This is a genomic window from Phenylobacterium sp. (genome assembly GCF_030698145.1).
Lineage (GTDB): Bacteria > Pseudomonadota > Alphaproteobacteria > Caulobacterales > Caulobacteraceae > Phenylobacterium.
The window spans coordinates 17,535-44,142 of sequence record NZ_JAUYNW010000070.1 but is presented as its reverse complement, the minus strand read 5'-3'; the positions used below and the strand labels follow the sequence as shown (position 1 = coordinate 44,142).

The following is a 26,608-nucleotide window of genomic DNA, read 5'->3' as shown; positions in this document are numbered from 1 at the left end:
CGGGGAAGGTCGGTCCGAAGGGCCCGTGGCGTTCTCTCCCCGCCGCGGGCCTTTTGCTATTCGCCGATCAAGTGCAGCAGGGCCTGGCGGCGCTGCGGCGCCCGACGGTGCTCGAAGACATAGATGGCCTGACCCTTGCCCAGGGCCAGCCTGCCCCCGATCACCGGGACCGCGATCTGCGTCTGGGTGAGCGCAGCGCGGATGTGGGCAGGCATGTCGTCCGGCCCGTCCGTCAGGTGCGCGTAGAGGCCATCGCCCTCCGGCGCCAGGCGGGCGAAGAAAGCCTCCAGGTCGGCCTTCATGTCGGCGTCGGTTCCCTGGACGACCAGCGAGGCCGAGGTGTGGCGGCAGAACACCGTCAGCAGGCCCTCGGCGAGCGCCTGCGCCTCCACCCAGGCGGCGACGCCCGGGGTGATGTCGGTGAGGCCCGCGCCCGGCGTGGGGGCGTCGAGGGTGTGGAGGGCCTGGCGCATGGTCACCACGCTGCCCTGAGTCTAGTCCTCGGCGTCGCGGTGTTTCGCGCGCTGGCGCATGGCCTTCTGGCGGTGGATCCACACCTTGCGCGCCTCCGACTGGGCGGCTGGATTGTCCTTGCGGTCGAGGTGGGCCAGTTCGCGCTGCAGCTTGCCGTAGCTCTCCCAGCGCTCCGCATCGAGCTCTCCGCTCTCCAGCGCCGCGCGCACGGCGCAGCCGGGCTCCTTGCCGTGGCCGCAATCGCGGAACCGGCAGCGCTCGGCCAAAGCCTCGACTTCGGCCTCGATGTCGCCGAAGGCGGCGGAGAGCCCCGTGTCGGCGTTCCAGAGGGCGAGCTCGCGCATGCCCGGGGTGTCCAGGATCAGGCCGCCCCCGGGCAGCAGCACCAACTCCCGGTGGGAGGTGGTGTGGCGGCCCCGGGCGTCGTCCTCACGGATGCCCTGGGTGGCCATCAGCTCCTGGCCGGCCAGGGCGTTGACCAGGGTCGACTTGCCCACCCCGGAGGAGCCGAGCAGGACGGCGGTCACGCCGGGGGTCAACAGCGCCGCGAGGGCCGCGATCCCCTGCCCGCTCACCGCCGAGACGGCGTGGATCGGCACGCCGTTGGCCACGGCGGCGATCTCCGCGATCCGGGGCTCGGCGTCCTCGCACATGTCGGCCTTGGTCAGCACGACCACCGGCTGGGCGCCGCTCTCCCAGGCGGTGGCGAGATAGCGCTCGATGCGCCGGGGATTGAGGTCGGCGTTCAGCGAGGCGACCAGCAGGGCCAGGTCGATATTAGCCGCCACCACCTGGGCCCGCCCGTCGTTGGCCTCGCGGCGCACGAAGCTGGTGGAGCGGGGCAGCAGGGCCTGGATCATCGCCGGACCGGCGTCGGCGGGCGGCGTGCAGGCCACCCAGTCGCCCGCCACCGGATAGCCGGTGGCCTCGGCCTCGAAGTGGAAGCGGCCGGACAGTTCGCCGGCGACGTCGCCGGCCTCGATGACGAGCCGGTAGTGCCCGCGCTGTTGAACGGTGACGCGGCCCGGGATCAGCCCGCGGGCGGCGTGGCCATGGAAGAGGTTCTGGAGCGTTTCGCTCCAACCATATGTGTCGAGCAAGGCTGGACATCCTTGGATCGGAAGGCCTGGTTTGGCGTCCGACGAGGCGCCCGAAATGTCAGGCAAGCCGATCGGCGGCGCGGCGAGGGGCGCGGGTGAGAACAGTCATGTGACAACCCCTCCTTTCCGGTCGTTGGGACACGGGGAGGCTAGGCGCGAGCGCCCAAGGCGTCAAGGAAACCGGCTCAGCCGTTGAACATCGCGCGGGCGGCGTCGCCGATGGCGAGCAGCAGGTCGCTGATCTCTCCGTCGAAGGCGCTGATGGCGCTGATCGCGCCCACCGACACCAGGCCGGCCACCACCGCATAGATCACCAGGGCCGAACCCCGCGTGTCGGCGATCAGGAATTTCAGATCAAGTCGCGCAACCAGGCCACCAAGGGCGCGTCGGCCGGCGGCATCGGATAGTCGGCGAGTTTCGCGGGTTTCACCCATGCGACAGCCTCGTGTTCCTTGGCCGTCACAAAGCCTTCCCAGCGACGGACGAGGTACAGTGGCATCAGGAGGTGAAAGCTTTCGTAACCGTGGCTGGCGAACACGAAGGGGGCCAGGCAGGCATGGGTCACCTTGATCCCCAGCTCCTCGTCCAGTTCGCGGATCAGGCATTCCTCGGGCGTTTCGCCGGGCTCGACCTTGCCGCCGGGAAACTCCCAGAGACCCGCGAGCTGCTTGCCCTGCGGCCTCTGGCAGATCAGCACCCGGCCGTCGGAATCGATCAGGGCGGCGGCGGCGACGAACAGCATGGGTTTGGCCATGCCGCTTCCTCGCCGCCTCGCACGCGAATTGCAACCGGCGTGGCGCGGGCTTTGCGAACCGGCGGGCAGGGAAGCCGCAGGTGAGGCGTCCCTCGGATCGAGGCCCGACACGCAATTGTGGATCACATTCCGAAACTTGTTCGAACAATCTTGCCCGAATGCAAGACCCATGCGCTGATGACTCACCGATGGGCGGCAACAACGGAAGCTTTACCGTATATATAGGGCGATAATCTAACAGTTCTTAATAATGCAACTGAGAAGAACTGTATAGCGCGCCGTCCGAGATGCCGACCTCTCCTCGTGAGCTTTGATAGGGCTGTAAAATGGCAAATCCGACGACCCCGCGAACGGCGGTCACCCTGGAATCCGACCACCCGCTCGAAACCGACCTCCGCTACGAAGGCTCCGCCGACCCCTTGGCGGGCGGCACGCTTCGCGACCTGCCGATCTTCACGCCGGAACAGGTCGCCGCTCAGATCACCCGTTCGGGCTTCTCCTGGGACGTGAAGGCCACCGCCGACGGCGTCCTGACCTACGGCTTCTACAGCGGCCCGACCACGACCGGCGTCTACAACAACCCGCACGGCGCGGCCGAGAAATACGGCTACGCGCCGATGACAGCTGCTCAGCAGGAGGGCACCCGCGAGGCCCTGGCCTATTGGGATGACCTGATCCCCTTGCGGTTCCAGGAAGACGCTAACGGCGCCGGCTCCTGGGACATGTCCTTCGCCACTACCACCACGGGACCGGGCCAGGCCTGGGCCTACCTGCCGCACGGAAAAGCCTACGGCCCCCAGTACCAGCACATCCAGGGCGACGTCTGGATCAATCCGGGGCCGGTCAGCGGGGTGCAACTGCTGGACGGCTTCTACGGCATGCAGACCCTGACCCACGAGATCGGGCATGCGCTCGGTCTGTCGCACCCGGGCGACTACGACGCCGGCGACGGGGTGCCGCTGAGCTACGAGCTCGCCGACTACTACCAGGACAGCCGTCAGTATTCGGTGATGTCCTATTGGGACGCCTATGAGACCGGGGCCCAGCACATCGACTGGTCGCTGATGCGGTTCGCCTATTCCACCACGCCCGGCGTCCACGACATCCTGGCGATCCAAAAACTCTACGGCGTCGACACCACGACCCGGACCGGCGACACGACCTACGGATTCAACTGGAGCGCCGACCTGGACAACCGCACGGCCTTCCAGATCGCGGAGAACAAGATCGCCCCGATCTTCACGATCTGGGATGCCGGCGGCGAGGACACCCTGGACCTGTCCGGGTACGACACCCCGTCCTTCATCGACCTCAATCCGGGCTCGTTCAGCAGCGCCGGCGGCATCGAGGCGTTCCTGACCCTCGCGGAGATCAACGCCAACAACGCCGCCGCGGGCCTGCCCGCGCGCTCGGCTCTGCTCTACGAGATCTACAACAACGGCGTCGAGGGCGTGAACGGCGGCGAAAGCTGGAAGGAGATCGCCGGGGTCACCAGCCCGCTGATGAAGGACAACATCAGCATCGCCTATGGCGCCACCATCGAGAACGCCAAGGGCGGCGGCGGAACCGACACCATCGTTGGCAACTCGGCTGACAACGTCCTGACCGGCAACGGCGGGAACGACGTGTTCGTGCTCTCGTCGAACGCCGGCGCCGACGTCATCGCCGACTTCGAAGGCGGCGCAGGCGCGGGCGACCGCATCGACCTGAGTTCAGTGGCCGGCCTGACCTTCGCCACCTTGATCATCAACGAGGTGGGCGGCGAAGCCGTCATCGCGCTTGGGACGGGATCTGTGACCCTGACCGGGGTCTCGGCCGCCAGCCTGGACGCCGACGACTTCATTTTCGCTTAAGTGAACCGGCGTGGTGGGAGCGGCCTTGGCGCCGCTCCCACCAAAGCCCAAATCCCGGTTTAGCTTGACTTTCCGGGCCGCAGCCGCCATCTCCCCGCTGCGCCGCAACATCCGCAGCGCTATCGGCGCTCCAGTCGCGTGATGGGTTCTAAGTCGAACCTAGCCTGTCGAGCGCCCTGAAAAGATCGCATAGATCGCCCCGCCACGCGGGGGCTTTCCCCAAACTGACCCGCGACCCTCGCGACCCTTGGCTTGAGCCGAGAGGCCGCGTTTGGCGCATTCGTGAAAGATACCCGCTTTGACCAAGTTCACCGACCTCGGCCTCGACAAGTCGCTTCTGAAGGCCCTGGCCGACGAAGGCTACACCGTTCCTACCCCGATCCAGGCGCAAGCCATCCCGGGCGTGATGAGCGGCCGCGACCTGCTGGGCATCGCCCAGACCGGCACCGGCAAGACCGCCGCCTTCGCCCTTCCCATCCTGCACCGCCTGGCCGCCGACCGTAAGGCCGCGCCGCGCCGCGGCTGCCGCGTGCTGGTGCTCTCCCCCACCCGCGAACTCGCCACCCAGATCGGTGAGAGCTTCAAGACCTACGGCAAGCACATGGGCGTCTCCGTCGCCGTGGTGTTCGGCGGCGTGAAGTACGGCGGCCAGATGCGCGCCCTCGCCGGCGGCGTCGACGTTCTGGTGGCCACCCCGGGCCGCCTGATCGACCACCTGGGCGAAAAGACCATCACCCTCGGCGGCGTCGAGATCTTCGTCCTCGACGAGGCCGACCAGATGCTGGACATGGGCTTCATCCTGCCCATCCGCCGGATCGTGAAGTACCTGCCGAAGGACCGGCAGAACCTGTTCTTCTCGGCCACCATGCCCACCGAGATCGGCAAGCTGGCCAGCGAACTCCAGAACCCCAACCCGCACAAGGTCGCCGTGGCGCCGGAATCGACCACGGTCGAACGCGTGTCGCAGAAGGTGATCTTCGTCGAGACGGCGCGGAAGCGCGCCCTGCTCTGCGAACTGTTCGCCGAACAGAAGTTCAAGCGCGTCATCGTCTTCACCCGCACCAAGCGCGGCGCCGACCGGGTGGCCAAGTCCCTCGAGGCCGCCGGCGTCGAGGCCGCGGCCATCCATGGCGACAAGAGCCAGGGCCAGCGCGAACGCTCGCTGGCCTCGTTCAAGGCCGGTGAAGTCCGCGCCCTGGTGGCCACCGACATCGCCGCCCGCGGCATCGACATCGACGCGGTCAGCCACGTGGTCCAGTACGAGCTGCCCAACGTGCCGGAATCCTACGTCCACCGGATCGGCCGGACGGCCCGGGCCGGCGCCGACGGCACGGCCGTGGCCTTCTGCGCCGACGACGAACGCAACCTGCTGCGCGACATCCAGAAGGTCACGCGCCAGACCATCCCCGCCGAGGACCGCCGCAACGACCGCGGCCTGCACGTCATGACCCAGGCCATGCCCGAGGTCGCCGCCGAGCGCGCCGAAGCCGGCCGCAAGAACAACGGCGACCGCGGCCAGCGCAAGCCGCAGGGCCGCAGCGACCTGCCGGGCGGCCTGCGCGCCCAGCGCAACCGCCCCAGCAACGGCGGCGGCCAGCGTCAGGGCCAGGGCGGCGGCAATGGCGGCGGCGGTGATCGCCATCCGCACAATGTCCGTAAGGGCGGCGAGCGGGCTTCCACCACCCCGATCAGCCAAGCCGCCTTCAAGGGTCCCAAGCGCGATGGCAGCTCGGCCCCGGCCAAGCGCTGGACCCCGCTGGACTAAGACGCGATCTAGATCCTCCCCCAGCGCGCAGCGCGGTTTGGGGGAGGTGGCGCGTCGCCCTCTTCGGCGACGGGACGGTGGGGGTTGAAGCTCATTGAAGCGAGTCAAAGTCCCCCTCAGTCAGCTTCGCTGACAGCTCCCCCAGTGGGGGAGCAACTGGCGCCCGCACTTGTCGCATGCCGCGCCGAGGGCCAAGCTCGCTCCCAACGACAAGACGGGGGCGAGACAGATGGGCTTTCTCAAGGGAGTGACGTTGCTGGCCGGACTGGCCGTCGTCGCGAGCGGCGCGGCGGCGCAGGACGCCAAGGTCACCCGGCTGGTTCCGGGGTCGGACTTCCACGGGGTGCACGGCATCCGCTTCAGCCCCAGGGGCGAGCTCTATGCCGGCAGCGTCGCCGGCCAGAGCCTCTACAGCGTCGATCTCGCCACCGGTAAGGCCAAGGTCCTGGTGGGACCGCCCCAGGGCATGGCCGACGACATGGCCTTCGGGCCGGGCGGCCAGGTCGTCTGGACCGCCATCTCCGACAACATCGTCTACAGTCGGCGCGGCGACGGGCCGGTCGAGGTCCTGGCCAAGGACCTGGTCAGCATCAATTCCATCACCTTCAGCCGCGACGGCAAGCGGCTGTTCGCCGCCCAGGTGTTCGGCGGCGACGCCCTGTGGGAGCTCGATCCCGCCGGCAAGACCCCGCCGCGAAAGATCCGCGAGGGCATGGGCGGCTTCAACAGCTTCGCCGCCGGCCCCGACGGCTGGCTCTATGGGCCGCTGTGGTTCAAGGGCCAGGTCGTGAAGATCAATCCTGACACCGGCGACATGGTCCTGGTGGCCGACGGTTTCGACACGCCGGCCGCCGCCAAGTTCGACTCCAGGGACAACCTCTACGCCCTCGACACCCACCTGGGCGAACTGATCCGGATCGACATCAAGACCGGCGGCAAGACCAGGGTGGCGCAGCTTTCGAGCGCCCTCGACAACCTGGCCATCGACGCCAAGGACCAGGTCGTGGTTTCCAACATGGCCGACAACGGCCTGCAGATCGTGGACCCGGTCACCGGCGCCGTGCGCCAGGTGATGAAGGGGGCCCTGGCCTTCCCGGCCGACATCGCCGTGGCCTCAGACGTCGGCAAGGAGAGCCTGTTCGTCGCCGACGTGTTTTCCTATCGCGGGGTGGACGGCGTGAGCGGCGCGGTGCGCGACATCGCTCGGGTCCACACCAAGGGCAGCCAGCTCGAATACCCCACCGGCGTCAGCGTCGGGGCTGAGCGGGTGGTGCTCGCCAGCGCCCCCACCGGCGCGGTGCTGATCTACGACCGCAAGACCGGCAAGGCGCTCTCGGTGATGCACGGCTTCGCCTCGCCGTCCGACGCCCTGGAGCTGGCGGATGGCTCGATCCTGGTGGCCGAGTTGGCCAGCGGTAAGCTCGTCAAGGTCAAGGCCGAGGACCGCAGGACGGTGGCCGACGGCCTGGCCGCGCCGTCCAGCCTGGCGCTGGGGCCGGAGGGAAGCGTCTATGTGGCCGAGGTGGCCGGCGGGCGCATCACCCGCGTCGATCTCGCCAGCGGCGCCAAGACCGCGGTCGCCTCCGGGCTCAACCTACCCAAGGCCGTGGCGGTCGGACCCGACGGCCGGCTGGCGGTGCTGGAGGTCGGCGCGCGCCAAGTGGTCTCGATCGACCCCAAGACCGGCGCCGTGAAGGTGGTCGCGAAGGACCTTCCGCTGGGCCTGGTCACCAAGCCCTTCCCTCTGGCCGGCGGCATCGCGGTCGGATCGTCTGGCGCAATCTACGTCACCTCGGACGTCGAGAACGCGATCTACAAGATCACGCCGCGCTAGGAGTCCTGGCCGAGGACCGCGCGCAGGGTCGACGTCACCGGCAGGTGTGCGGCAAGTTCGGTGTTGGTGTGGTGCCACGCGCCCGCGACCAAGTGGTCCGGGGCGATGTCGAGGCGCGAGTTCATGCCGCCGAACCAGTCCAAGGCGCCCATCACATCGAGGGTCCGAAAGCCCGTCGGCATCGCGATCCGCGCGCTGATGGTGACGATGGTCGCCGCCGCGGCCAAGGCCGTCGCGTTCCCGGGATCCTGGCGCCTCAGGTCGAAGAGCGCTTCGGAGATCACGAGATTGCCCTTGGAATGGCCGACCAGCAGGTCGAAGCTCAATCCCGGCTCCATGAGCATGGCGAGCACCGTGCGCGTGTCGCGGCTCTGCCGGACCGGCAGGTCGCCGGCCGCCGCGAACGGCCAGGGCTCCTGCACGACGCCGATCTCCGTCAGGCGATCGATCCCCTCAAAGGCGTGGCGCACGCCGTTCAGCATCCCGAACCAAAAGAAGCCGCCCAGCGCCTCGGCGGCCATGTCGGCCAGGCCATAGCCGGAGACCACCGCGGCCACCGGCTTGCCGAGCGCGTCGGCGACATTTCGCGCGAAGGCCGCTGAACCCAGGGCCGAACTGCCGACCCCCGCCACCGCCAGGATGGACACCTCCGCCCCTCCACTAGCGACGAACCCATCAACCGAGTTGTAGAGCTTCAACGCGCCGGCGCCCGACGGCGGCACGACCAGGATCGCGCCCTCGGCCGCGAGCCAGGGGCTGATGGACACCGCCTCGTCCTGGCCGACCACGCCGACATCGTAGAACAGCGCGTCCAGCACGGCGTTGCGCTGGCGCACGCCCTCCAGCCATGCGGCGCGGGCCGGCGCCGCGGCCGCCCGCTGGGGCAAGGTCGCAGCCCGGCCGACCTGGGTCGCGCCGAGCGTGGCGGCGGAAGCGAGCATCGAGCGCTCCTCTCAGGGAATTGAAGGCAACCCATAGGTGTGCACAGACTCTCCGCTCGTGATCGGAGATTGGCAAGCCCTCTGACGGCCTGGGCCGATTCCGGGACCCGGGGCGCCCGATCCTGAGCGCCCCTGCCTAGGGAGCCGCCGTCGGTTTCAGCTTCCGCTCGAAGAAGTCCAGGGTGGTCCGGGCGCGATGCAGGCGGTTGGCCTGGGTCCAGCCGGCGCGGTGGCGCAGGCCCGGATAGGTCATCAGCTCGAAGGTCGTTCCCGACGCCTGCAGGGCCGCCATGGCCTTGGTCGAGTTGTCGAAGGTGACGTTGTCATCGGCCATGCCGTGCATGATCATCAGCACGCCGGGCTTCAGCTTGCCAAGCCGCGCGGTGACCTCGCCGGCGGCGTAGCCGGCCGCATTGTCCGCCGTCGTACCCATGTAGCGCTCTGTGTAGTGGGTGTCGTAGAGCGACCAGTCGACCACCGGCGCCCCGGCCACCCCCGCCGCATAGGGCGAGTTGTCGGCGGTCAGCACCATCATCGTCATGTACCCGCCATTGGACCAGCCGGTGATGCCGATGCGGGCCGGATCGACATGGGGCAGCGACGCCAGGTGGGCGACGCCGGCCAGTTGGTCCTCGACCTCGACCTTGCCCATCCGGCGGTCGATGGCGGTCTTGAAGGCCACGGAGCGGTTGGGCGTGCCGCGGTTGTCGAGGCTGAACAGGATGTACCCGGCCTCCAGCATCAGCTGGTCCTCGGGCGACTTCCAGACCTTCGAGACCAGGGCGCCGGCGGGGCCGCCATAGACCTGGACGATCACCGGATAGCGCTTGGCGGGATCGAACCCGGGCGGAGTGCGCATCGACCACCAGAGGTCCTGGCCGTCGGCGGCCTTGATGGTCCCGTAGGTCGGCTCACGCAGACGGGCGGCATAGGGCTGGTAGGGATGGCCCGCCGCGAGCTTGTTCTCCTCGATCCAGCGCACCCGGGTCCCGTCGGCCTTGTGGAAACCGGTCTGGGGCGGCGTGCGGGGGTCCTGATAGGTGGCGGCGAAGGCCTTGCCGGACTGGGCCACGTCGACCCGCCACCAGCCGCCGGCGGAGGTCAGCGCGTTGGGTTCGGCGGGCGCCTTGTAGGACACCTCGTAGATCCGCCGCTCGACCGGCGAGTCCTTGCTGGCCCCGAAGATCGCCACGCCGCGCGCCTCGTCGACGCCCTCCAGCACGTCCACCGGCCACGCGCCTTGAGTCACCTGGCGCACCAGCGTCCCGTCGGCCTCGTAGAGGTAGAGGTGGCGGTTTCCCGACCGCTCGGAGGACCACAGGAAGGTCCCGTCCTTCAGGGGCTTGAAGTCGTCAGTGATATCGACCCAGTGCGGACTGGTCTCGGTGAGGATGACCTTGGCCGCACCGGTGGCCGGATCGACCGCCAGGATGTCCAGCCTGCGCTGGTCGCGGCTCTGGCGCTGGACATAGAGGGTCTTGCCGTCCTTCGCCCAGGCGACCCGGGCCAGGTAGATGTCGCTCTCTGCCCCCAGGTCGACCTTGGTCCGCGCACCGGTCGCGACATCGGCGACGTAGAGCTCGACCTTGGCGTTGGGGCGGCCCACCCGCGGATAGCGCTGGCGCACGATGGTGGCGCCGACCGCGTTGACGTCCAGCCGCTCGACCACGTCGACGCCGGTCTGGTCGACGAAGGTCAGCGCGATCTTCGCCTCGTCGGGGCTCCACCAGTAGCCGGTCGGGCGGCTCATCTCCTCCTGGGCGATGAACTCGGCCGTGGCCCAGCTCTTCAACTCCTCGCCGCCGGTGGTGAGCGCCCGCTCGGCGCCTCCGGCCGAGGGCATGACGAAGAGATTGTCGTCGCGCACGAAGGAGACGAACGCGCCCTTGGGCGAGACCTTGGCGTCGATCTCGTCGCCGGGCGTCTGGGTCAATTGAGCGATCCGCCCGCCCTTCAGCCTGTAGAGGAAGAGGTCGCCCTCCACCGGGACCAGGATGAACCGGCCCTGGTCGTCCCAGGCGTAGTCGACCACGCCCCGGGTCTGGACGCCCTGGCGTTCGCGGCGGCTCTTCTCGGCCTCCGACAGCACCTTGTCCTTGGGGGCGAGCGCCCGGGCGTCGATCAGCAGGCGCGGGTCGCCGCCCTTCACGTCGGCGATCCAGAGGTCGGTCATCCGCTGATCGTCGGCCTTGGCGCGCAGATAGGTCACCGCCGAGCCGTCGGGCGAAACCTTCACGCCCCGCGCGATGGGGCCTGACAGGTCGGGGTCCGCGAACACCCGTTCGGGGGTCAGTTTTTCAGCTTGAGCCACGCCACACGCCATCAGGGCCACGATCAGGCCCTCCGCCACAAATTTCATGCCCGCTCCGATAGCTTGGGGGGCGGAAGCTACCAGAGGCGAGGGGCCGCACAAGGGCGCCTCGAGGACGCTCGGCGGGTCCCAGGACGCGGTGCGACCGCACCCTTCAAGGCTTCCGAGTCGCCTCGTAAGCTCCGAACGGGCCGCCGATCTTGGCTGTGGTCGCCACGCCTTGCGCGTCCTTGACGAACTCGATGGTCACGCCGTTCTCCAGAACGAAGAACTTCGCTGGCGAAGCCGCCAGCAGCTCCCGAGAGTCGGGCCCTAGCGCGGACGCGGCGACATAGAGTCGGCCATCGGCGGCGGTGACGTTCAGGGTCGTCAGGCCGGGAACCTCGTAGAGGCCGAGGTAGGTCGAAAGCACCGTAGGCTCCACCTGAACGACGGTGCGCTCCTCCGGTCCCGAGCCCTTCCAGCCGTAGGCCTGCGCCACCGCCCGGCGGATTTCGCCGATCAGCACGTCGGCGCCGTCGCCATTGGCCATGATGACGACCCCCTGTCGGGACCCGCTGGTGAACGCTCGCAGCTCCGACCGAAAACCCTGGTTGCTGCCGCCGTGCTGGAACATGGCCGGGCCTTCGGCCGGTCCCAGGTTCGGCCCGAGCCCATAGTTGCTCATCTGGCGCGTGAGCATGGTCCGCGCGGTCGCCTGGTTCAGTATCTTGCGCGAAGACCCCGCGTGGGCGTTCTGCAGCGCGATGGCGAACCGGGCGAGATCCGAGGGCGTGGTCCAAAGCCCGGCGGCGGCCAGCTCGGGATGGGCGTAGCGTAAACCGGGCAGCGGCTGGCCATTGGCGAGGTAGCCCGTCGCGGCCTGTCCGCCGAGGCTCTCAGGCAGTGGCTGGGCGAAGGTCGATCGGCTCATCCCGGCCGGCTTGAGCACCAAGTCGCGCATGACGTCCGGGAACGGCTTGCCGGTCGCCTCGGTCATCATCTGCTGGACGACCGTGTAGCCGCCGCCGGAATAGGACCATCGCGCCCCGGGCACCGCGTTTGAAATCACCGCCCGCGTATTGGCCGGCGCCTGACCGTTCAGAATTTGCACCACCTCGGGCAATGCGCCGCCGGGCGGATAGCCGGGAAAGCCAGAGACGGTCAGGCCGGCAGTGTGGCTCAGCAGGCCACGCAGGGTGACCTTGCGGTCCGCGGTGAAGGCGCTGTCCGGCAGCCTCCAATCCTTCAACTGCATATTGACGTCGTCGTCGAGGCTCAGCCGACCGTCCTGCATGAGCCGCAGGGCTGCGGTCGCCGCGACCGGCTTGCTGATCGAGGCCGCCTGGAACAGCGTCTCTGCGGTGACCGGCCGGCCCGAGGCCACGTCCGCCAGACCGTAGGTCCTCGTCCAACGGATGCGGCCGTCCTCGAAGAAGGCGATGCTGACCCCTGGGGTCTTGGTGGCCCGCATGCGACCGTCCAGCGTCGCGGCGGGGAACGGACGCCCCTTGATCACCACCGCGGGTAGGAGGCCGTTCTCGATGGCGGCGATGTGAGCGCGGTCCTCGGCGGAACTCGGCTGCGCCCTGGTGGGGCCCGCCACCAAGGCCAGCAGCGCCACGGCGACAATCAACGACTTCATGCTGGCCTCCCCCGATATGGCTGAAAGCCTAACAGTCGCGAACCGGCCTGGCGATCCGACCTAGTTTACCGCGCCCTGGCCGAACCGGGGCGCTGAACCCATCACGAGCGGTAGTCGCCGTTGATGGCCACGTACTGCTTGGTCAGATCGCAGGTCCAGACGGTGGCCGAACCCTTGCCCACGCCCACCTCGACGGCGACCTCAAGCTCTTGGTTCTTCATGTAGGCGCTCATCTTGGCCTCGTCGTAGGTAGGCGAGATGAGGCCCTCATGCGCGGCGACCAGGGAGCCGAACTTCACGCTGACCCGGTCGCGGTCGATGGGTTCGTCGGCGCGGCCCACGGCCATGACGATGCGGCCCCAGTTGGCGTCCTCGCCGGCGAAAGCGGTCTTGACCAGGGGGCTCTCGGCGATGGTGCGGGCGATCTTGCGGGCCGAGGCCGGGCTCTCGGCGCCGGTCACGGTGATCTTGACGAACTTGCTGGCGCCCTCGCCGTCCCGGACGAGTTGGAGGGCCAGGTCGAGCAGCACGGCTTCCAACTTGTCGCGGAAGTCGGCCAGGCGCTTGTCGCCGGCCCGGGCGATGTTCGGCGCGCCGGACTGGCCGGTGGCGAACAGCAGCAGGGTGTCGTTGGTGGACCGGTCGCCGTCCACCGTCACGCAGTTGAAGGTGGTCCGCGTGTAGAGGCTGGCCAGGGTCTGCAGCGCCGTGGGCGAGATCGCCGCGTCGGTGGCCACGAAGGCCAGCATGGTGGCCATGTCCGGCGCGATCATGCCTGAACCCTTGCAGATCCCGGCGATGCGCACCTTTTCCCCGTCGATGACCGCCTCGGCGTAGGCGCCCTTCGGGAAGGTGTCGGTGGTCATGATGGCGTTGGCCGCGCCGACCCAGCCGTCGTCGGTGAGCTTCTGCTCGATGTCGGGCAGGCGGTGGGTGATCTTGGCGTCATCCAGCAGCACGCCGATCACGCCGGTCGAGGCGACCATCACGTCGCGTTGGCGACAGTCGAAGCGCTTGGCCACGGCCGAGGCCACCCGGCGCACCGCGTCGGCGCCCGGCTTGCCGGTGAAGGAGTTGGCGCAGCCGGCGTTGACCACCAGGGCGCGGACGTCGACGCCCTTGGTCATCTCCAGATGCTTCTTGCACCAGTCGACCGGCGCCGAGCCGATCCCGTGGCGAGTGAACACCCCGGCCGCGGAGGTGCCGCGAGCGAAGCGCATGACCAGCAGATCCTCGCGCTCGTGCTTGTAGAACCCGGCCCGGCCGGTGGCGAGCTGCACGCCCGGGATCGGCGGCATCTTCGGGAACGGCACGGCCAGGGGCGAGACCGGAAGGACGCCCTTGGCGACTGGGGGCTCGACCGCCGGCTTCTTCTCGGTGAACTGGCTGGCCTGCTTGTCGGCCCGCTTGAGCGCCGCGCGCTTGATCGCGCTGGTCAGCGGATCCAGGGCGCGCTCGATGGTCTGGCCGACCACGTCGACCGGGATGGAGGCGACGTCCAGGGCCTTGGCGGCAGGCGTCATCTTCTTGGCGGCGGGCTTGGCCGTAGGCTTGCGGGTCATGGCTTGGCGGCCTTGGCGGGAGCGGCCTTCAGGGCCGGTTGAGCGGGCGTCGCGGCGGGCGTGGGCGCGACCTTCGGCGCGTCGGCGGGCTCTTTGGGCTGGCCGGGCACGTCCTGCGGGGCGCGGATCAGGGTCTGGACCTTGGCGCGACTGCGCAGCTTCTCCAGCAGGTCGCGGACCTGGTCATAGGTCAGGAACCGGACGATCTGCGGCCGGGCGGCCTCCAGGGTGATCGGCTGCTCCAGCCGGCGGTCCTCGACCTTGACCACCGCGAAGCCGCCGTCGACGGCGAAGGGGCCGACGATCTCGCCGACCTTGGCGGCCTTCAGATTGGCCTCATAGGCTTCGGGCATGACGTCGGTGGTGAAATAGCCGAGATCGCCACCGTTGAACCGGGTCGCCGCGTCGGTGGAGCGCTCCATGGCCAGGGCCTCGAACGAGGCGCCGGTGGTCAGCAGCTTCTTGATCGCCTCGGCGTCGGCCTGGGCTGTCACCACGATCTGACGGGCGCGAATCTCCTCCGACTGTTTGGCGAGCTTCAACTGCTCCTGATAGAGGCCGCGGATGGCGTTGTCGTTGACGGCGTCGGAGACCACGCTCTCCACCAGCATGTCGCCCAGGATGCGCTCGCGGGCCGCGGCCAGCCGCTTCTGGGCGATGGGGTCCTTGTCCAGCTTGCGCTTCAGCGCCTCGGCGGCCAGCAGCTTCTGGTCGACCACCTCGTCCAGCACCCGGCGGAAGAGGTCGGACGACGCGTCCAGCGGCTCGCCGTCGCCGATCAGCCCCTGCGCCACCGCCTCGCGCTTCACGTCGGACGTCCACACGGTCTTTCCGTCGACCTTGGCCACCGCCACGTCCCCCGGTTCCGGCGGCCGCTCGGCCACGCCACGGTCGCCGCAGCCGGCCAGCATGAGGCTGGCGATCAGCATGACGGTGACGGCGCCAAGGGCGGATGGGAGGCGGCGGAAGGCCGGGTGCGCCATGGGGACCATACCTCGAATGCAAAAACCGGACTGGAGGGCCCGCCCGTCCCTAGCCATTTCGCGCCCGGGATGCAAAGGTCGCCGCCGATCCATGATGGCGCCAAACCCCATGACGAACGTCGGGGGCTCTATATTTTCAGGGAGGATATTTTCATGACGCGTGAAGCCGTAGTCGTTTCGTATGCCCGCACGGGCCTGGCCAAGTCCGGCCGTGGCGGGTTCAACATGACGCCGACCATGTCGATGGGCGCGCATGCGGTGAAGCACGCGGTCGAGCGCTCGGGCCTCGACAAGGCGTCGGTGGAAGACGTGGTCATGGGCAATGTCTCGCACGGCGCGGGCAACCTGGGCCGTCAGGTGGGCCTGCTGGCCGGCCTGCCGATCACCACCTCCGGAGTCACCGTCAACCGCTTCTGCTCGTCGGGCCTGAACACCATCGCCACGGCCGCCAACTACATCCGCAACGACGGCGCCGACGTGGTCGTGGCCGGCGGCGTGGAGTCGATCAGCATTCCCGGCGGCGGCGCCGGCAAGGACAATGTCGATCCGCGCCTGGTCTCGGAATATCCGGCCATCTTCATGCCGATGATCGACACCGCCGACATCGTGGCCGAGCGCTACAAGGTCAGCCGCGAAGCCCAGGACGAGTACAGCCTGGAAAGCCAGCGCCGCATGGCCGCGGCCCAGCAGGGTGGCAAGTTCGCCAACGAAATCGTCCCGATGAAGTCCAAGATGAAGGTCGTCAACAAGGAGACGAAGGAAGAAACCGTCGTCGACTACGTGGTCGATCGCGACGAGTGCAACCGCGTCGACACCACCCTGGAAGGCCTGCAGAAGCTCCAGCCCGTGCGCGGCGAGGGCAAGTTCATCACCGCCGGCAACGCCAGCCAGCTCTCCGACGGAGCCGCCGCCGTGGTGCTGATGGACTCCAAGGCCGCCGAGAAGGCCGGCCTGTCGCCGCTGGGCGCGTTCAAGGGCTGGGCCGTCGCCGGCTGCGCGCCCGACGAAATGGGCATCGGCCCGGTCTTCGCCGTGCCGCGCCTGCTGGAACGCCACGGCCTGAAAGTCTCCGACATCGACCTGTGGGAACTGAACGAGGCCTTCGCCTCCCAGTGCCTCTACGCCCGCGACTTCCTGGGCATCGACCCGGAGAAGTACAACGTCAACGGCGGCTCGATCGCCATCGGCCACCCCTTCGGCATGACCGGCGCGCGTCTCGCCGGCCACGTGCTGCAGGAAGGCCAGCGCCGCAAGGCCAAGTGGGCCGTGGTTTCGATGTGCATCGGCGGCGGCATGGGCGCGGCCGGGCTGTTCGAAGTCTATAACTAAGCTGTTCGACTTAGCTGTTCGGATCGGCCCTCCCCTCACCGGGAGGGCCTTTTCGTTTTCGCGTGTGAACAGTCCCCGCGTTGACACTTGGGGGGCGCCTGCTTAAGTCTCGCGCGCCCTGAAAAGAGCGGAATCTCCGGGCAGGCGAAGGGCTTAAAGCGCCGCGCCGGGCCCCTCCCGCATGATCCGGAATATTTTCCCTTGAGCATCTTCCAACGGTTCTTCGGCTCCAGCAACGACCGCAAGGTCAAGGCGATGGCGGCGCGCGTCGCCAAGATCAACGCCCTGGAACCCGCGATCCAAGCGCTTTCCGACGAACAGCTCCGGGGCAAGACCCAGGAATTCCGCGATCGCCTGGGCAAGGGCGAGACCCTCGACCAGCTCCTGGAAGAGACCTTCGCCGTGGTGCGCGAGGCCGCGCGCCGAGTGCTGGGCCAGCGCCATTTCGACGTCCAGCTTGTGGGCGGGATCGTCCTGCACGAGGGCGGCATCTCGGAGATGCGCACCGGCGAGGGCAAGACCCTGGTCGCCACCGCGCCGGTCTATCTGAACGCCCTACCCGGCAAGGGCGTCCACGTCATCACCGTCAACGACTACCTCGCCCAACTGCACGGCGACTGGATGGGCCAAGTCTACCGGTTCCTGGGCATGAGCGTCGGCACCATCGTACACGGCCTGAGCCAGGGCCAGCGCAAGGCCGCCTACAACTCCGACATCACCTACGGGACCAACAACGAGTTCGGCTTCGACTATCTGCGCGACAACCTGGTCTACGAGGCCGACGAGATGGTCCAGCGGGGCCATAACTTCGTGATCGTCGACGAGGTGGACTCCATCCTGATCGACGAGGCGCGCACGCCCTTGATCATCTCGGGCCCCACCGAGGACCGCTCGGAGTTCTACAAGACCATCGACGTCCTGGTGAAAGAGCTCATCACCGACGCTTCGACCTACGACTTCGACGAAAAGCAGCGCCAGGTGATCCTCACCGAGGAAGGCGCCGAGAAGATCGAGGAAATCCTGCTGGCCGGCGGCCACCTGGAAGAGGAAACCACCGGCCTCTACGACGCCGCCAACGTCTCGGTGGTGCACCACGTCAACCAGGCCCTGCGCGCCAACGTGCTCTACACCCGCGAGAAGGACTACATCGTCCGCGCCGGTGAGGTGATCCTGATCGACGAGTTCACCGGCCGCATGATGCAGGGCCGCCGCCTGTCCGAAGGCCTGCACCAGGCCATCGAGGCCAAGGAAGGCGCCCACATACAGCCCGAGAACCAGACCCTGGCCTCGGTCACCATCCAGAACTACTTCCGGCTCTATTCGAAGCTGTCGGGCATGACCGGCACGGCCTCCACCGAGGCCCAGGAATTCGGCGACATCTACAAGATGGACGTCATGGAGATCCCGACCAACCGCCCGGTGGCGCGGAAGGACGACGACGACGAGGTCTATCGCACCGCGCGCGAGAAGAACGAGGCGATCCTCAAGCAGATCGAGGAATGCCACCTGCGAGGCCAGCCCATCCTGGTGGGCACCGTCTCCATCGAGAAGTCCGAACAGCTCTCCGAACTGCTGAAGACCCACACGTTCCAGCAGGACGGCAAGACCATCAAGGGCATCCCGCACAACGTGCTGAACGCCCGCTATCACGAGCAGGAAGCCCTGATCGTGGCCGACGCCGGCGTGCCCGGCGCGGTGACCATCGCCACCAACATGGCCGGCCGCGGCACCGACATCCAGCTCGGCGGCAATATCGATATGCGCGTCCTGAAGTGGCAGGAAGAGCAGCGCGGCCTGGGCATCGAGGTGACGCCCGAGGCGGCCATCGCCCACAAGATCGAGCTCGAAGCCGAGATCAAGGGCCTGAAGGAGCAGGCGCTCGCCGCCGGCGGCCTGTTCGTCCTGGGCACCGAGCGCCACGAGAGCCGGCGGATCGACAACCAGCTCCGCGGCCGGACCGGCCGTCAGGGCGACCCTGGCCACTCGAAGTTCTTCCTGTCCTGCGAAGACGACCTGCTGCGCATCTTTGCCGGCGAGCGCCTGGACTCGATCATGCGCACCTTCGGCGTCCAGGAGGGTGAGGCGATCACCCACAAGTGGCTGAACGGCGCCATCGCCACGGCCCAGAAGCGGGTCGAGCAGCGCAACTACGAGATCCGCAAGAACCTGCTGAAGTACGACGACGTCGTGAACGACCAGCGCAAGGCGGTGTTCGAACAGCGCGCCGAGTTCATGACCGCGCTGGACCTCTCCGAGGTGATCGGCGAGATGCGGATCGACACCGTCGAGGACTTGGTCGCCCGCCACCTGCCGCCCAAGGCCTATGCCGAGCAGTGGGACGTGGCGGGGCTGGAGGAACGGACCCGCGAACTGCTGGGCCTGGACCTGCCGATCGCCGCCTGGGCGGCCGAGGACGGCATCGCCAACGAGGAGATCCAGGAGCGCCTGACCCAGGCCGCCGACGCCCGCGTCACCGAACGCGAGCAGCTTCTCGGCCCCGACCAGATGCGCACCATCGAGAAGAGCTTCCTGCTGCAGATGATCGACATGCAGTGGCGCGAGCACCTGATGCACCTGGACCACCTGCGCAACGTCATCGGCCTGCGCGGCTACGGCCAGCGCGACCCGCTCAACGAATACAAGACCGAGGCCTTCTCGCTGTTCGAGAAGCTGTTGGTCGACCTGCGCCAGAACGTGACCAAGTGGCTGATGACCGTGGAGTTCCAGTTCGCCGAACCGGAGCCTGCGCCGCTGACCGGCCTGACCGAGGTCCACCTTGACCCGCTGACCGGCGAGAACGCGGCCATGATGGGCGCCCTGCCCGACGGGCTGTCGGCCGAACAGCGCCAGGCCCTGCCCGTCTCGTCCCTGCCGGACGGATGGGAACAGACCGGCCGCAACCAGGCCTGCCCCTGCGGCTCGGGCAGGAAGTTCAAGCACTGCCACGGCGCACTGATCTAGATGCCGGACAAGGACGGCTACGTCCTGAAGGTCGATGGCTTCTGCCCGGTCTGCGAGCAGGCCTCGACCTTCGCGGCGAAGGCCGAATGGCTGCGCGACCCCTAGCTCTGCCTGAACTGCAACGGCCAGCCGCGTGAGCGGGCGCTGTTCTCCGTCCTGACCCAGCTCCGCCCGAACTGGCGCGCGCTGAAGATCCATGAGAGCTCGCCCGGCACGGCGGCCAGCCGGCGCCTCGCCGACCAGGCGCCGGGCTACCTGGCCAGCCAGTACGATCCGTCCATTCCCTGGGGCTCGACGCACAAGACCGGCGGCTGGCGTTCGGAGGACCTGGAAGCCCAGACCTTCGCCGATGCGAGCTTTGACCTGGTCGTCACCCAGGACGTCATGGAGCACGTCTTCGCCCCCGACCGCGCCCTCGCCGAGATCGCCCGCACGCTCAAGCCCGGCGGCCTGCACGTCTGCACGGTGCCGATCGTGAACAAGGAAAACCCCTCGGTCCGCCGCGCCCGGCGCAAGGCCGACGGCAGCGTGGAACACCTGCTGGACCCGGTGTTCCACGGCAACCCGATGGACCCCAACGGCTCACTGGTCACGGTCGACTGGGGTTACGACATCGCCGCCTACTGGGACCGCGCCAGCGGTCTCTCGACCACCATCTGGACCATCGAGGATGCCGCCCGCGGCATCCAGGCCGAGTACATCGAGGTGCTGGTCTCGCGGAAGCTAGGGGTCCCGGACCTCTCCGGCGACGTGGCGCCCGCGCGCTCGAAGCCCGGCCTTCTGCGGAAGTTGTTCGGCTAGGCCTTGCCAGCCGCCGCCGGGCGGCGATGCTGGCGCCATGAAGGTGATCATCGTCGGCGCCGGGATCGGCGGCCTCAGCCTGGCGCTCAGCCTGCACGCGGCCGGGATCTCCGCGCAGGTGCATGAGGCCGTGGCCGAGCTCAAGCCCTTGGGCGTGGGGATCAACCTCCTGCCCCATGCCGTGCGCGAACTGACCGAACTGGGCCTCGGGCCGGCCCTGGCCGAACTGGGCGTGGAGACCCAGGCCCTGGCCTACGCCAACCGCCATGGCCAGGAGATCTGGCGCGAGCCGCGCGGGCGCCACGCGGGCTATGACTGGCCGCAGTACTCGATCCACCGCGGCCAGTTGCAGATGATGCTCTTCGAGGCGGTCCGCGGGCGCCTGGGTGCGGCCGCCGTGCGGCTGGGCCAGGCTGCGACGAGCGTCGATCCGGAGGGCGGCGTCGTCACCTTCGCGTCGGGCGAGACGGCACGGGGCGACGTCGTGGTCGCCGCCGACGGCGTCCATTCCGCCCTGCGCGCCCACCTCCATCCGCACGAGGGCCCGCCCATCTGGAACCACCGGGTGCTGTGGCGCGGCGTGACGCAGGACGCGCCGTTCCTGGGTGGAGCGACCATGATCATGGCCGGACACCAGGACATGAAGTTCGTGGCCTATCCCATCGATCCGGTGCTGGCCTCGCAGGGGCGCTCGCTGATCAACTGGATCGCCGAGCTGCGTTTTACCGACACCGTCGAGTGGCGCCGCGAGGACTGGAACCGCCCGGGGGTCCTGGCTGACTTCCTGCCGCGCTTCGAGACCTGGGACTTCGGCTGGCTGGATGTTCCCCGGGTCATCCGGGGCGCGGAGCGGATCTTCGAGTACCCGATGGTCGACCGCGATCCGCTGGATCGCTGGACCTTCGGGCGCCTGACCCTGCTGGGCGACGCGGCGCATCCCATGTATCCGATCGGCTCGAACGGGGCCTCCCAGGCCGTCCTGGACGCCCGCACCCTGGCCTATGAGCTGGCGACCCGGACCAGCGTCGACGCGGCCCTGGCGGCCTACGAGGCGGCCCGGCGGCCGCCCACCAGCGCTATCGTCCTGGCCAATCGCGGCAACGGGCCCGAACAGGTGATGCAACTGGCCGAGGACCGCGCGCCGGACGGCTTCGCCGACGTCCATGAGGTCCTCAGCCGCGACGAGCTGGAGACCGCCGCCGAGACCTACAAGAAGATGGCGGGCTTCGATCGCGAAGCGCTGAACAGCCGGGCCTCCCTTACGCCGCCCGCCACCCTCGGCTAGGCTCGCCGCTTCGGCCGGAGGGAATGGAATGCGCGGATTGCTGGCGATCCTCACCATGGCGGCGATGCTGGCGCCGCCCGCCGCCGCCCAGACGCCCGACCGCGCCGCCGCCTACGACCAGCTCGATCCGATCTTCGAGAAGTTCGCCGCCGAGCGGCATGTGCCGGGCCTGGTCTACGGCGTCGTGGTCGACGGCAAGCTGGCCTATGTGAAGGCCATGGGCGTCCAGGACACTGTGGCCAAGCGCCCGGTGACGGCCGACAGCGTCTTCCGCATCGCCAGCATGTCCAAGAATTTCACGGCGCTGGCGGTCCTGAAGCTGCGCGACGAAGGCAAACTCTCCCTGGACGCGCCAGCCGAGACCCTGATCCCGGAACTGAGGGGCCTGACCTATCCCACCACCGACAGCCCGAAGATCCGGGTGCGCGACCTGCTGAACCACACCGGCGGCTTCGTCACCGACGACCCCTGGGGCGACCGCCAGCTTCCCATGGGCGAGGCCGACTTCTCCCGCTTCCTCAAGGCCGGCGTCCCCTTCTCGCGGCCGCCGGCCATGGCGATGGAATACTCCAACTTCGGCTACGCCCTGGCCGGCCGGGTGGTGACCAACGTCGCCCGCCAGCCCTACGACGCCTATATCGAGCGCAAGATCCTGCGGCCTCTGGGCATGACGGCCTCGGTCTATGACGTGGCCAAGATTCCCGCCGCGCACCGCGCCATCGGCTATCGCTGGGAGGACGAGGTCTGGGTCGAGGAGCCGGCCCTGGGGCCCGGCGTCTTCGGGGCGATGGGCGGCCTGGCGGTCAGCGCTAACGACTACGCGAAATACATCGCCTGGGTGCTCGCCGCCTGGCCGCCGCGCGACGGCGCCGAGGATGCGATCCTGAAACGCAGCTCGGTGCGCGAGATCGCCCAGGGCTCCAACTTCCCGGCCATCGTCCCCCGTTCGGACAAGGCCGACCCAGCCGCCTGCGACCGGGCGCGGGTCTATGGCATGGGCATGATCGTCCTGGCCGACTGCGTGCTGGGCCCGCACTTCACCCATTCGGGCGGCCTGCCGGGCTACGGCTCCAACGTACTCTTCCTGCCCGAGCGCGGGGTCGGGGTCTTCGCCTTGGCCAACCGCACCTATGCCGGCGCCTCGCCCTATGTCCGCGACGCCGCGGTGGCGCTGGTGAAGTCCGGCGCCTTTCCGGCGCGGCCGACGCCGGCCGGCGAGCGGCTGACCGCGGCGGCCGGGATCGTTGCGAAGATCTACGCGGCAAGCGACGTCATGGCCGCCCGGGACGGCCTGGCCATGAACGTCCTGCTGGACAGCGACGGGGCCCACCGCAACGCCGAGCTCGCCAGGCTCAAGGCCGAGCTCGGCGCCTGCCAGCCGGCGCAGGAGGTCGCGGCCGAGACCGCGATGTCCGGCGCCATCACCTATCCCTGCGAGAAGGGCCGCCTGCGCGCCCAGGTGCTGCTGGCCCCGACGACGCCGGTCAGCCTGCAGGTCTACCAGCTGTCGGTGGTGAGATAGTTCAGGCCCCGGCCTTCTTCTCGCCCGTGCTGACCACACCGTCCTTGTCGCCGTCCTGCTCGGCGAAGGCGCGCCCGCCGGATGCAGCGTATTCCTGGGCGGAGATCTTCTGATCCTTGTCCTTGTCGAGGACACCGAAGCGGACGTGGGCCTGGCGCATCTGGCGCGTCCGCTCCTCGGCCTTGCGCTCGGCGCTCTCGGTGGAGACGGCGAGCTGGGCTTCGAGCCGACCCTCGTATTCCCCGACGTATTCGGCCTCGTTGAGGCCGCCGTCCTTGGAGACGTCCATCGCGGCGAACCGCTTGTCGCGGACCGTTTTGAACTCGGCGGAGGTGACCTTGCCGTCCTTGTTCAGGTCGTAGTCGGTGATGAAGGCCGAGGCTTCGTGCGGCGCGGCTTGGGCGGAGGTGGTGAGCGCCAGCAGGGCGGCGGTCACGGCGAGGGGCAGACGCAGAGTGGTCATGGGACGTCCTATTCGGTGGCTTCGAAGGTGAGGCTGTAGCTGTAGCTGCGGTAGGGGGTCTCGGCGCCGACCGGGGCCGCCGTGCGGTGACGGATCAAGGCCAGATAGGTCCCGGCGTCCGGCGGGGTGAGCGCGAAGCCGCCCTTGGCGTCGGTCTTGATCTCGCCGTCCAGCTTCTTGCGGCCGTCATAGATCCCGGCGCTGCGATAGACCTCGACGTCGGCGCCGGAGACGGGCTTGCCGTCGAAGGTCAGTTCGAACCGAGCCGGCTGGTCCGCGAAAATCGCGCTGGGATGGGTGATCGGCCTGAGCTCCAGGCCCTTGCCGGTGACCGTCAGGGCTTCATTGGTGGGGGCCCCGCGGCTGACATAGACCTCGGCCAGGGTCACGCTCTGGACGTCGACCAGCTCCACCCCGGCAGGACGCTCGGCCCCCTCCCCGGTCATCTCCCACTGGCCGGCGGCCGACTTGAACATCTTGCCCTTGCGGCCGAGCCGTTCGCCCGACGAGATGCGGTAGGCGCCCTTGGCCGGTATCGGCGCCTCGAACACCGCCAGGTCGCGCAGATAGGTCACCGCGGTGATCGGCGTGCGGCCGTTCGCGCCCAGAACATGGAAGGCGTCCGACTTCATCACCACCTCGGGGATGAACGGGTCCTCGGTGAAGCTCGCCTGCACCGTCACGTGGTCGCGCTCGACGGTGTCGAACACATTGGGCAGCAGATAGGGCATGTGCGCCAGCGCCGCGCCCGGCGCGGCCACGAGCAGCAGCCCGGCCCCGGCGACCCCGCCCATTCGTCTCGCGTCCATAAGCCCACATCCCCTGTTCGATCGATGACGCCGATTAGTGCAATTGCGACTCACTTGCAAATACCTTTCTGATGCGGCATTCACCCCTCGCCGGTCGCCTTGGGGGCGTCATGCGCATGGTATGCGATTGACTCGCATTTGCACAAGTTTTGGAGAGATTTCATGGCCCGATCGGCTTGGCGACGCAGAGCGGCGCTCCTCGCGGGGACCTCCTGCCTCCTGGTGGCGGGAGCCGCCGACGCCCAAACGGCCCATCCCAAGCCCGCGGCCAAGAGCGAGGCCGCCGCCCAGCTGTCCCTCGGCCGGATCGTGGTCTCGGCCGGCGCCGAGAAGGTCGCCATCGACACGCCCCAGGCGGTGACGGCGCTGGACCAGGAGGACATCGACCAGACCCAGGCCACCACCGTCGGCGACCTGCTGGAGGCCATGCCGGGGGTCAGCGCCGTAGGCGGGGTGAGCGCTCTGGGCCAGGGCTTCAACATCCGCGGCCTGGGCACCGGCCTTGCCGACTCCGACAGCCGCATCCTCACCCAGATCGACGGGGTGACGAAGTTCTACGAGCAGTACCGGATGGGCGCCCTGTTCACCGAGCCCGAGCTCTACAAGCGCGTCGAGGTGCTGCGCGGGCCGGCCTCCTCCACCCTCTATGGCGCGGGCGCCCTGGCCGGGGTGATCAACTTCACCACCAAGGACGCGTCGGACTTCCTGACCGAGGGAGACACCTTCACCGTGCGCCTGCGCGGCGGCTACGAGACCAATTCCAACGGCCGCTTCGGCTCTGTCATCGCCGCTGTGAAGCCGAGCGACAATCTGGACCTTCTGGCCGTCTACACCGCCCGCGAGGCCGACCACTATGAGAGCGGCGACGGCAAGACCGTGGTCCCGTCGAACGCCACCTCCAGCTCCTGCCTGCTGAAAGGCCGCTACAATATCGGCGGCGACAAGGGCCACAACCTCTGGGCCTCGTACCAGAACTGGCTCTCCGACAGCGTCCAGATCTACGACCAGGCCGAGGCTTTCGGGACCACGCCGGTGCGGCGCAAGGTCGACGACGACACCGCCGTGGTCGGCTACGAGAACGATTTCGGGGGCAGCAAGGTCTTCGACCTCAAGGCCCAGGTCTCCTTCGCCGACTCCAAGGTCGAGCAGCGCGAGACCACCTTCCTGCCCGGCGTCATCTATTCGGAGTTCTCCTACAAGACCCGCCAGGCGCGGATCGAGAACACCTCCCGCTTCGACATGGGGCCGGACTGGACGGGCTTCCTGTTCGTCGGCCTGCAGGCCTACCAGCAGGAGCGGCGCAATCCGCGCACCACGGCGGCGGGAACGGTCACGCCGGGCGCGGCCACCCATCCCGAAGGCGACATGGACAAGTACGGCGCCTTCGCCCAGGCCGAGCTGATCTGGTCGGACAAGCTGACCATCATCCCAGGCGTCCGGGTCGACAAGAGCAGGCTCAAGCCCGGCGCCGGGGTCACCACCCGCACGGTGGTCGAGGACACCGCCGCCTCGCCGAAGATCGCCGTCATGTACGCCCTGACCGACCAGATCTCGGTGTTCGGATCGGCGGCGCGCACCGTCCGGATGCCGGTTCTGGACGAGATCTACAGCCGCACCAGCGCCGCGGCCTCGAACTTCAACCTCAATCTCGAGCCCGAGGAGTCGGACAATTACGAGGTCGGGGCGACGCTGTCGCTGGACGGGGTCTTCGCCCCGCGAGACGCGATCCGGGTCAAGGCCACGGCCTTCCGCAACGACGTCTCCAACCTGATCACCCGCGGCGCCGTCGGAGCGCCCTACTTCGTCAATGTCGGCGAGTCGCGCTTCAGCGGCGTCGAGATCGAGGCCGAGTACGCCTCGCGCGGTCTGTTCGCCCGCGCCGGCCTGGCGATGATCGACGGCGAGAACGAGATCACCGGCCTGCCGCTCAACACCATCCCCGCCGACGAGCTGGACCTGACAGTCGGCTACCGCTTCGCCGAGCGCGGCGTCACGCTCGGCTGGAGAGGCGAGTTCGCCGCCGACCAGGAGGAGGTCGCCACGGCCGCCCTGCGCACCGGCGGATACGGCGTCCACAACCTGTTCCTCACCTGGAAACCCCAGGACGGGGCGCTGGAAGGCCTGGAGGTGCGGCTGGCGGTGGACGACCTGCTGGACAAGCAGTTCCGCCGCCACCTCTCGTCGCTGGACGCCGAGGGTCGGACCTTCAAGTTCGCCCTGGCGCGGACCTTCTGACC

The 26,608-nt window shown here is 68.6% G+C and carries 20 protein-coding genes; 9 read left to right on the top strand and 11 right to left on the bottom strand.

What is annotated here, in order from left to right:
* Positions 1-56 precede the first annotated feature (56 nt).
* From Q8Q77_RS10430 to mutT, 4 genes are all read right to left on the bottom strand, one after another.
* Positions 57-473, bottom strand: a complete 417-nt coding sequence (locus Q8Q77_RS10430; protein ID WP_305583509.1) for a secondary thiamine-phosphate synthase enzyme YjbQ — start codon at positions 471-473, stop codon at positions 57-59.
* A gap of 21 nt (positions 474-494) precedes the next feature.
* Positions 495-1,574 carry a ribosome small subunit-dependent GTPase A gene (gene rsgA, locus Q8Q77_RS10425; RefSeq protein ID WP_305583508.1) on the bottom strand — a complete coding sequence of 360 codons (1,080 nt, stop codon included), beginning with the start codon at positions 1,572-1,574 and terminating at the stop codon, positions 495-497.
* Positions 1,575-1,759: 185 nt separating this feature from the next.
* Positions 1,760-1,888 carry a hypothetical protein gene (locus Q8Q77_RS10420; RefSeq protein ID WP_305583507.1) on the bottom strand — a complete coding sequence of 43 codons (129 nt, stop codon included), beginning with the start codon at positions 1,886-1,888 and terminating at the stop codon, positions 1,760-1,762.
* 35 nt (positions 1,889-1,923) lie between these two features.
* Complete coding sequence (gene mutT, locus Q8Q77_RS10415) at positions 1,924-2,328, bottom strand: 8-oxo-dGTP diphosphatase MutT (protein ID WP_305583506.1); 405 nt, start codon at positions 2,326-2,328, stop codon at positions 1,924-1,926.
* A gap of 326 nt (positions 2,329-2,654) precedes the next feature.
* Between mutT and Q8Q77_RS10410 the strand changes: the two genes are divergently transcribed.
* From Q8Q77_RS10410 to Q8Q77_RS10400, 3 genes are all read left to right on the top strand, one after another.
* Positions 2,655-4,181 carry a M10 family metallopeptidase C-terminal domain-containing protein gene (locus Q8Q77_RS10410; RefSeq protein ID WP_305583505.1) on the top strand — a complete coding sequence of 509 codons (1,527 nt, stop codon included), beginning with the start codon at positions 2,655-2,657 and terminating at the stop codon, positions 4,179-4,181.
* 298 nt (positions 4,182-4,479) lie between these two features.
* Positions 4,480-5,946: a DEAD/DEAH box helicase gene (locus Q8Q77_RS10405; protein WP_305583504.1), complete on the top strand. Its 1,467-nt coding sequence runs from the start codon at positions 4,480-4,482 to the stop codon at positions 5,944-5,946.
* A gap of 229 nt (positions 5,947-6,175) precedes the next feature.
* A complete protein-coding gene (locus tag Q8Q77_RS10400) occupies positions 6,176-7,780 on the top strand; it encodes a hypothetical protein (protein WP_305583503.1) in 1,605 nt (534 codons plus the stop codon).
* On the opposite strand, the gene Q8Q77_RS10395 is transcribed toward Q8Q77_RS10400, so the two are convergent.
* The 5 genes from Q8Q77_RS10395 to Q8Q77_RS10375 all read right to left on the bottom strand — a co-directional run bounded on the left by Q8Q77_RS10395 (position 7,777) and on the right by Q8Q77_RS10375 (position 15,201).
* Entirely contained in the window at positions 7,777-8,721 is a 945-nt protein-coding gene (locus tag Q8Q77_RS10395; protein WP_305583502.1) for a hypothetical protein, read from the bottom strand. The genes Q8Q77_RS10400 and Q8Q77_RS10395 overlap by 4 nt on opposite strands.
* Before the next feature lie 136 nt (positions 8,722-8,857).
* Complete coding sequence (locus Q8Q77_RS10390) at positions 8,858-11,080, bottom strand: S9 family peptidase (RefSeq protein WP_305583501.1); 2,223 nt, start codon at positions 11,078-11,080, stop codon at positions 8,858-8,860.
* 106 nt (positions 11,081-11,186) lie between these two features.
* The gene (locus Q8Q77_RS10385; RefSeq protein WP_305583500.1) at positions 11,187-12,656 is read right to left on the bottom strand and encodes a serine hydrolase; all 1,470 of its coding nucleotides are present in this window, start codon (positions 12,654-12,656) and stop codon (positions 11,187-11,189) included.
* 101 nt (positions 12,657-12,757) lie between these two features.
* Positions 12,758-14,218: a bifunctional glutamate N-acetyltransferase/amino-acid acetyltransferase ArgJ gene (argJ, locus tag Q8Q77_RS10380; protein ID WP_305583499.1), complete on the bottom strand. Its 1,461-nt coding sequence runs from the start codon at positions 14,216-14,218 to the stop codon at positions 12,758-12,760.
* Positions 14,215-15,201, bottom strand: coding sequence for a peptidylprolyl isomerase (locus Q8Q77_RS10375; protein WP_371130441.1), 987 nt, complete (start codon positions 15,199-15,201; stop codon positions 14,215-14,217). The genes argJ and Q8Q77_RS10375 overlap by 4 nt, the downstream gene beginning before the upstream one ends.
* Positions 15,202-15,354: 153 nt before the next feature.
* On the opposite strand from Q8Q77_RS10375, the gene Q8Q77_RS10370 reads away from it, so the two are divergent.
* The 5 genes from Q8Q77_RS10370 (at position 15,355) to Q8Q77_RS10350 (ending at position 23,099) form a co-directional block, all read left to right on the top strand.
* Positions 15,355-16,530 (top strand): acetyl-CoA C-acyltransferase, encoded by a 1,176-nt coding sequence (locus tag Q8Q77_RS10370; protein ID WP_305583498.1) that lies wholly within the window; start codon positions 15,355-15,357, stop codon positions 16,528-16,530.
* 255 nt (positions 16,531-16,785) lie between these two features.
* Positions 16,786-19,491, top strand: coding sequence for a preprotein translocase subunit SecA (gene secA, locus Q8Q77_RS10365; RefSeq protein ID WP_371130444.1), 2,706 nt, complete (start codon positions 16,786-16,788; stop codon positions 19,489-19,491).
* A gap of 111 nt (positions 19,492-19,602) precedes the next feature.
* Positions 19,603-20,292 carry a class I SAM-dependent methyltransferase gene (locus tag Q8Q77_RS10360; RefSeq protein WP_371130443.1) on the top strand — a complete coding sequence of 230 codons (690 nt, stop codon included), beginning with the start codon at positions 19,603-19,605 and terminating at the stop codon, positions 20,290-20,292.
* Positions 20,293-20,329: 37 nt separating this feature from the next.
* Positions 20,330-21,577, top strand: coding sequence for a flavin-dependent oxidoreductase (locus Q8Q77_RS10355; protein ID WP_305583496.1), 1,248 nt, complete (start codon positions 20,330-20,332; stop codon positions 21,575-21,577).
* A 28-nt stretch (positions 21,578-21,605) separates the two neighbouring features.
* Positions 21,606-23,099 (top strand): serine hydrolase, encoded by a 1,494-nt coding sequence (locus Q8Q77_RS10350; RefSeq protein WP_305583495.1) that lies wholly within the window; start codon positions 21,606-21,608, stop codon positions 23,097-23,099.
* A 1-nt stretch (position 23,100) separates the two neighbouring features.
* On the opposite strand, the gene Q8Q77_RS10345 is transcribed toward Q8Q77_RS10350, so the two are convergent.
* Both Q8Q77_RS10345 and Q8Q77_RS10340 read right to left on the bottom strand, forming a co-directional pair.
* Entirely contained in the window at positions 23,101-23,562 is a 462-nt protein-coding gene (locus Q8Q77_RS10345; protein ID WP_305583494.1) for a hypothetical protein, read from the bottom strand.
* 8 nt (positions 23,563-23,570) lie between these two features.
* Positions 23,571-24,371: a DUF4198 domain-containing protein gene (locus tag Q8Q77_RS10340; protein WP_305583493.1), complete on the bottom strand. Its 801-nt coding sequence runs from the start codon at positions 24,369-24,371 to the stop codon at positions 23,571-23,573.
* Between the two features lie 162 nt (positions 24,372-24,533).
* Between Q8Q77_RS10340 and Q8Q77_RS10335 the strand changes: the two genes are divergently transcribed.
* Positions 24,534-26,606, top strand: a complete 2,073-nt coding sequence (locus Q8Q77_RS10335; protein ID WP_305583492.1) for a TonB-dependent receptor domain-containing protein — start codon at positions 24,534-24,536, stop codon at positions 26,604-26,606.
* Positions 26,607-26,608 lie beyond the last annotated feature (2 nt).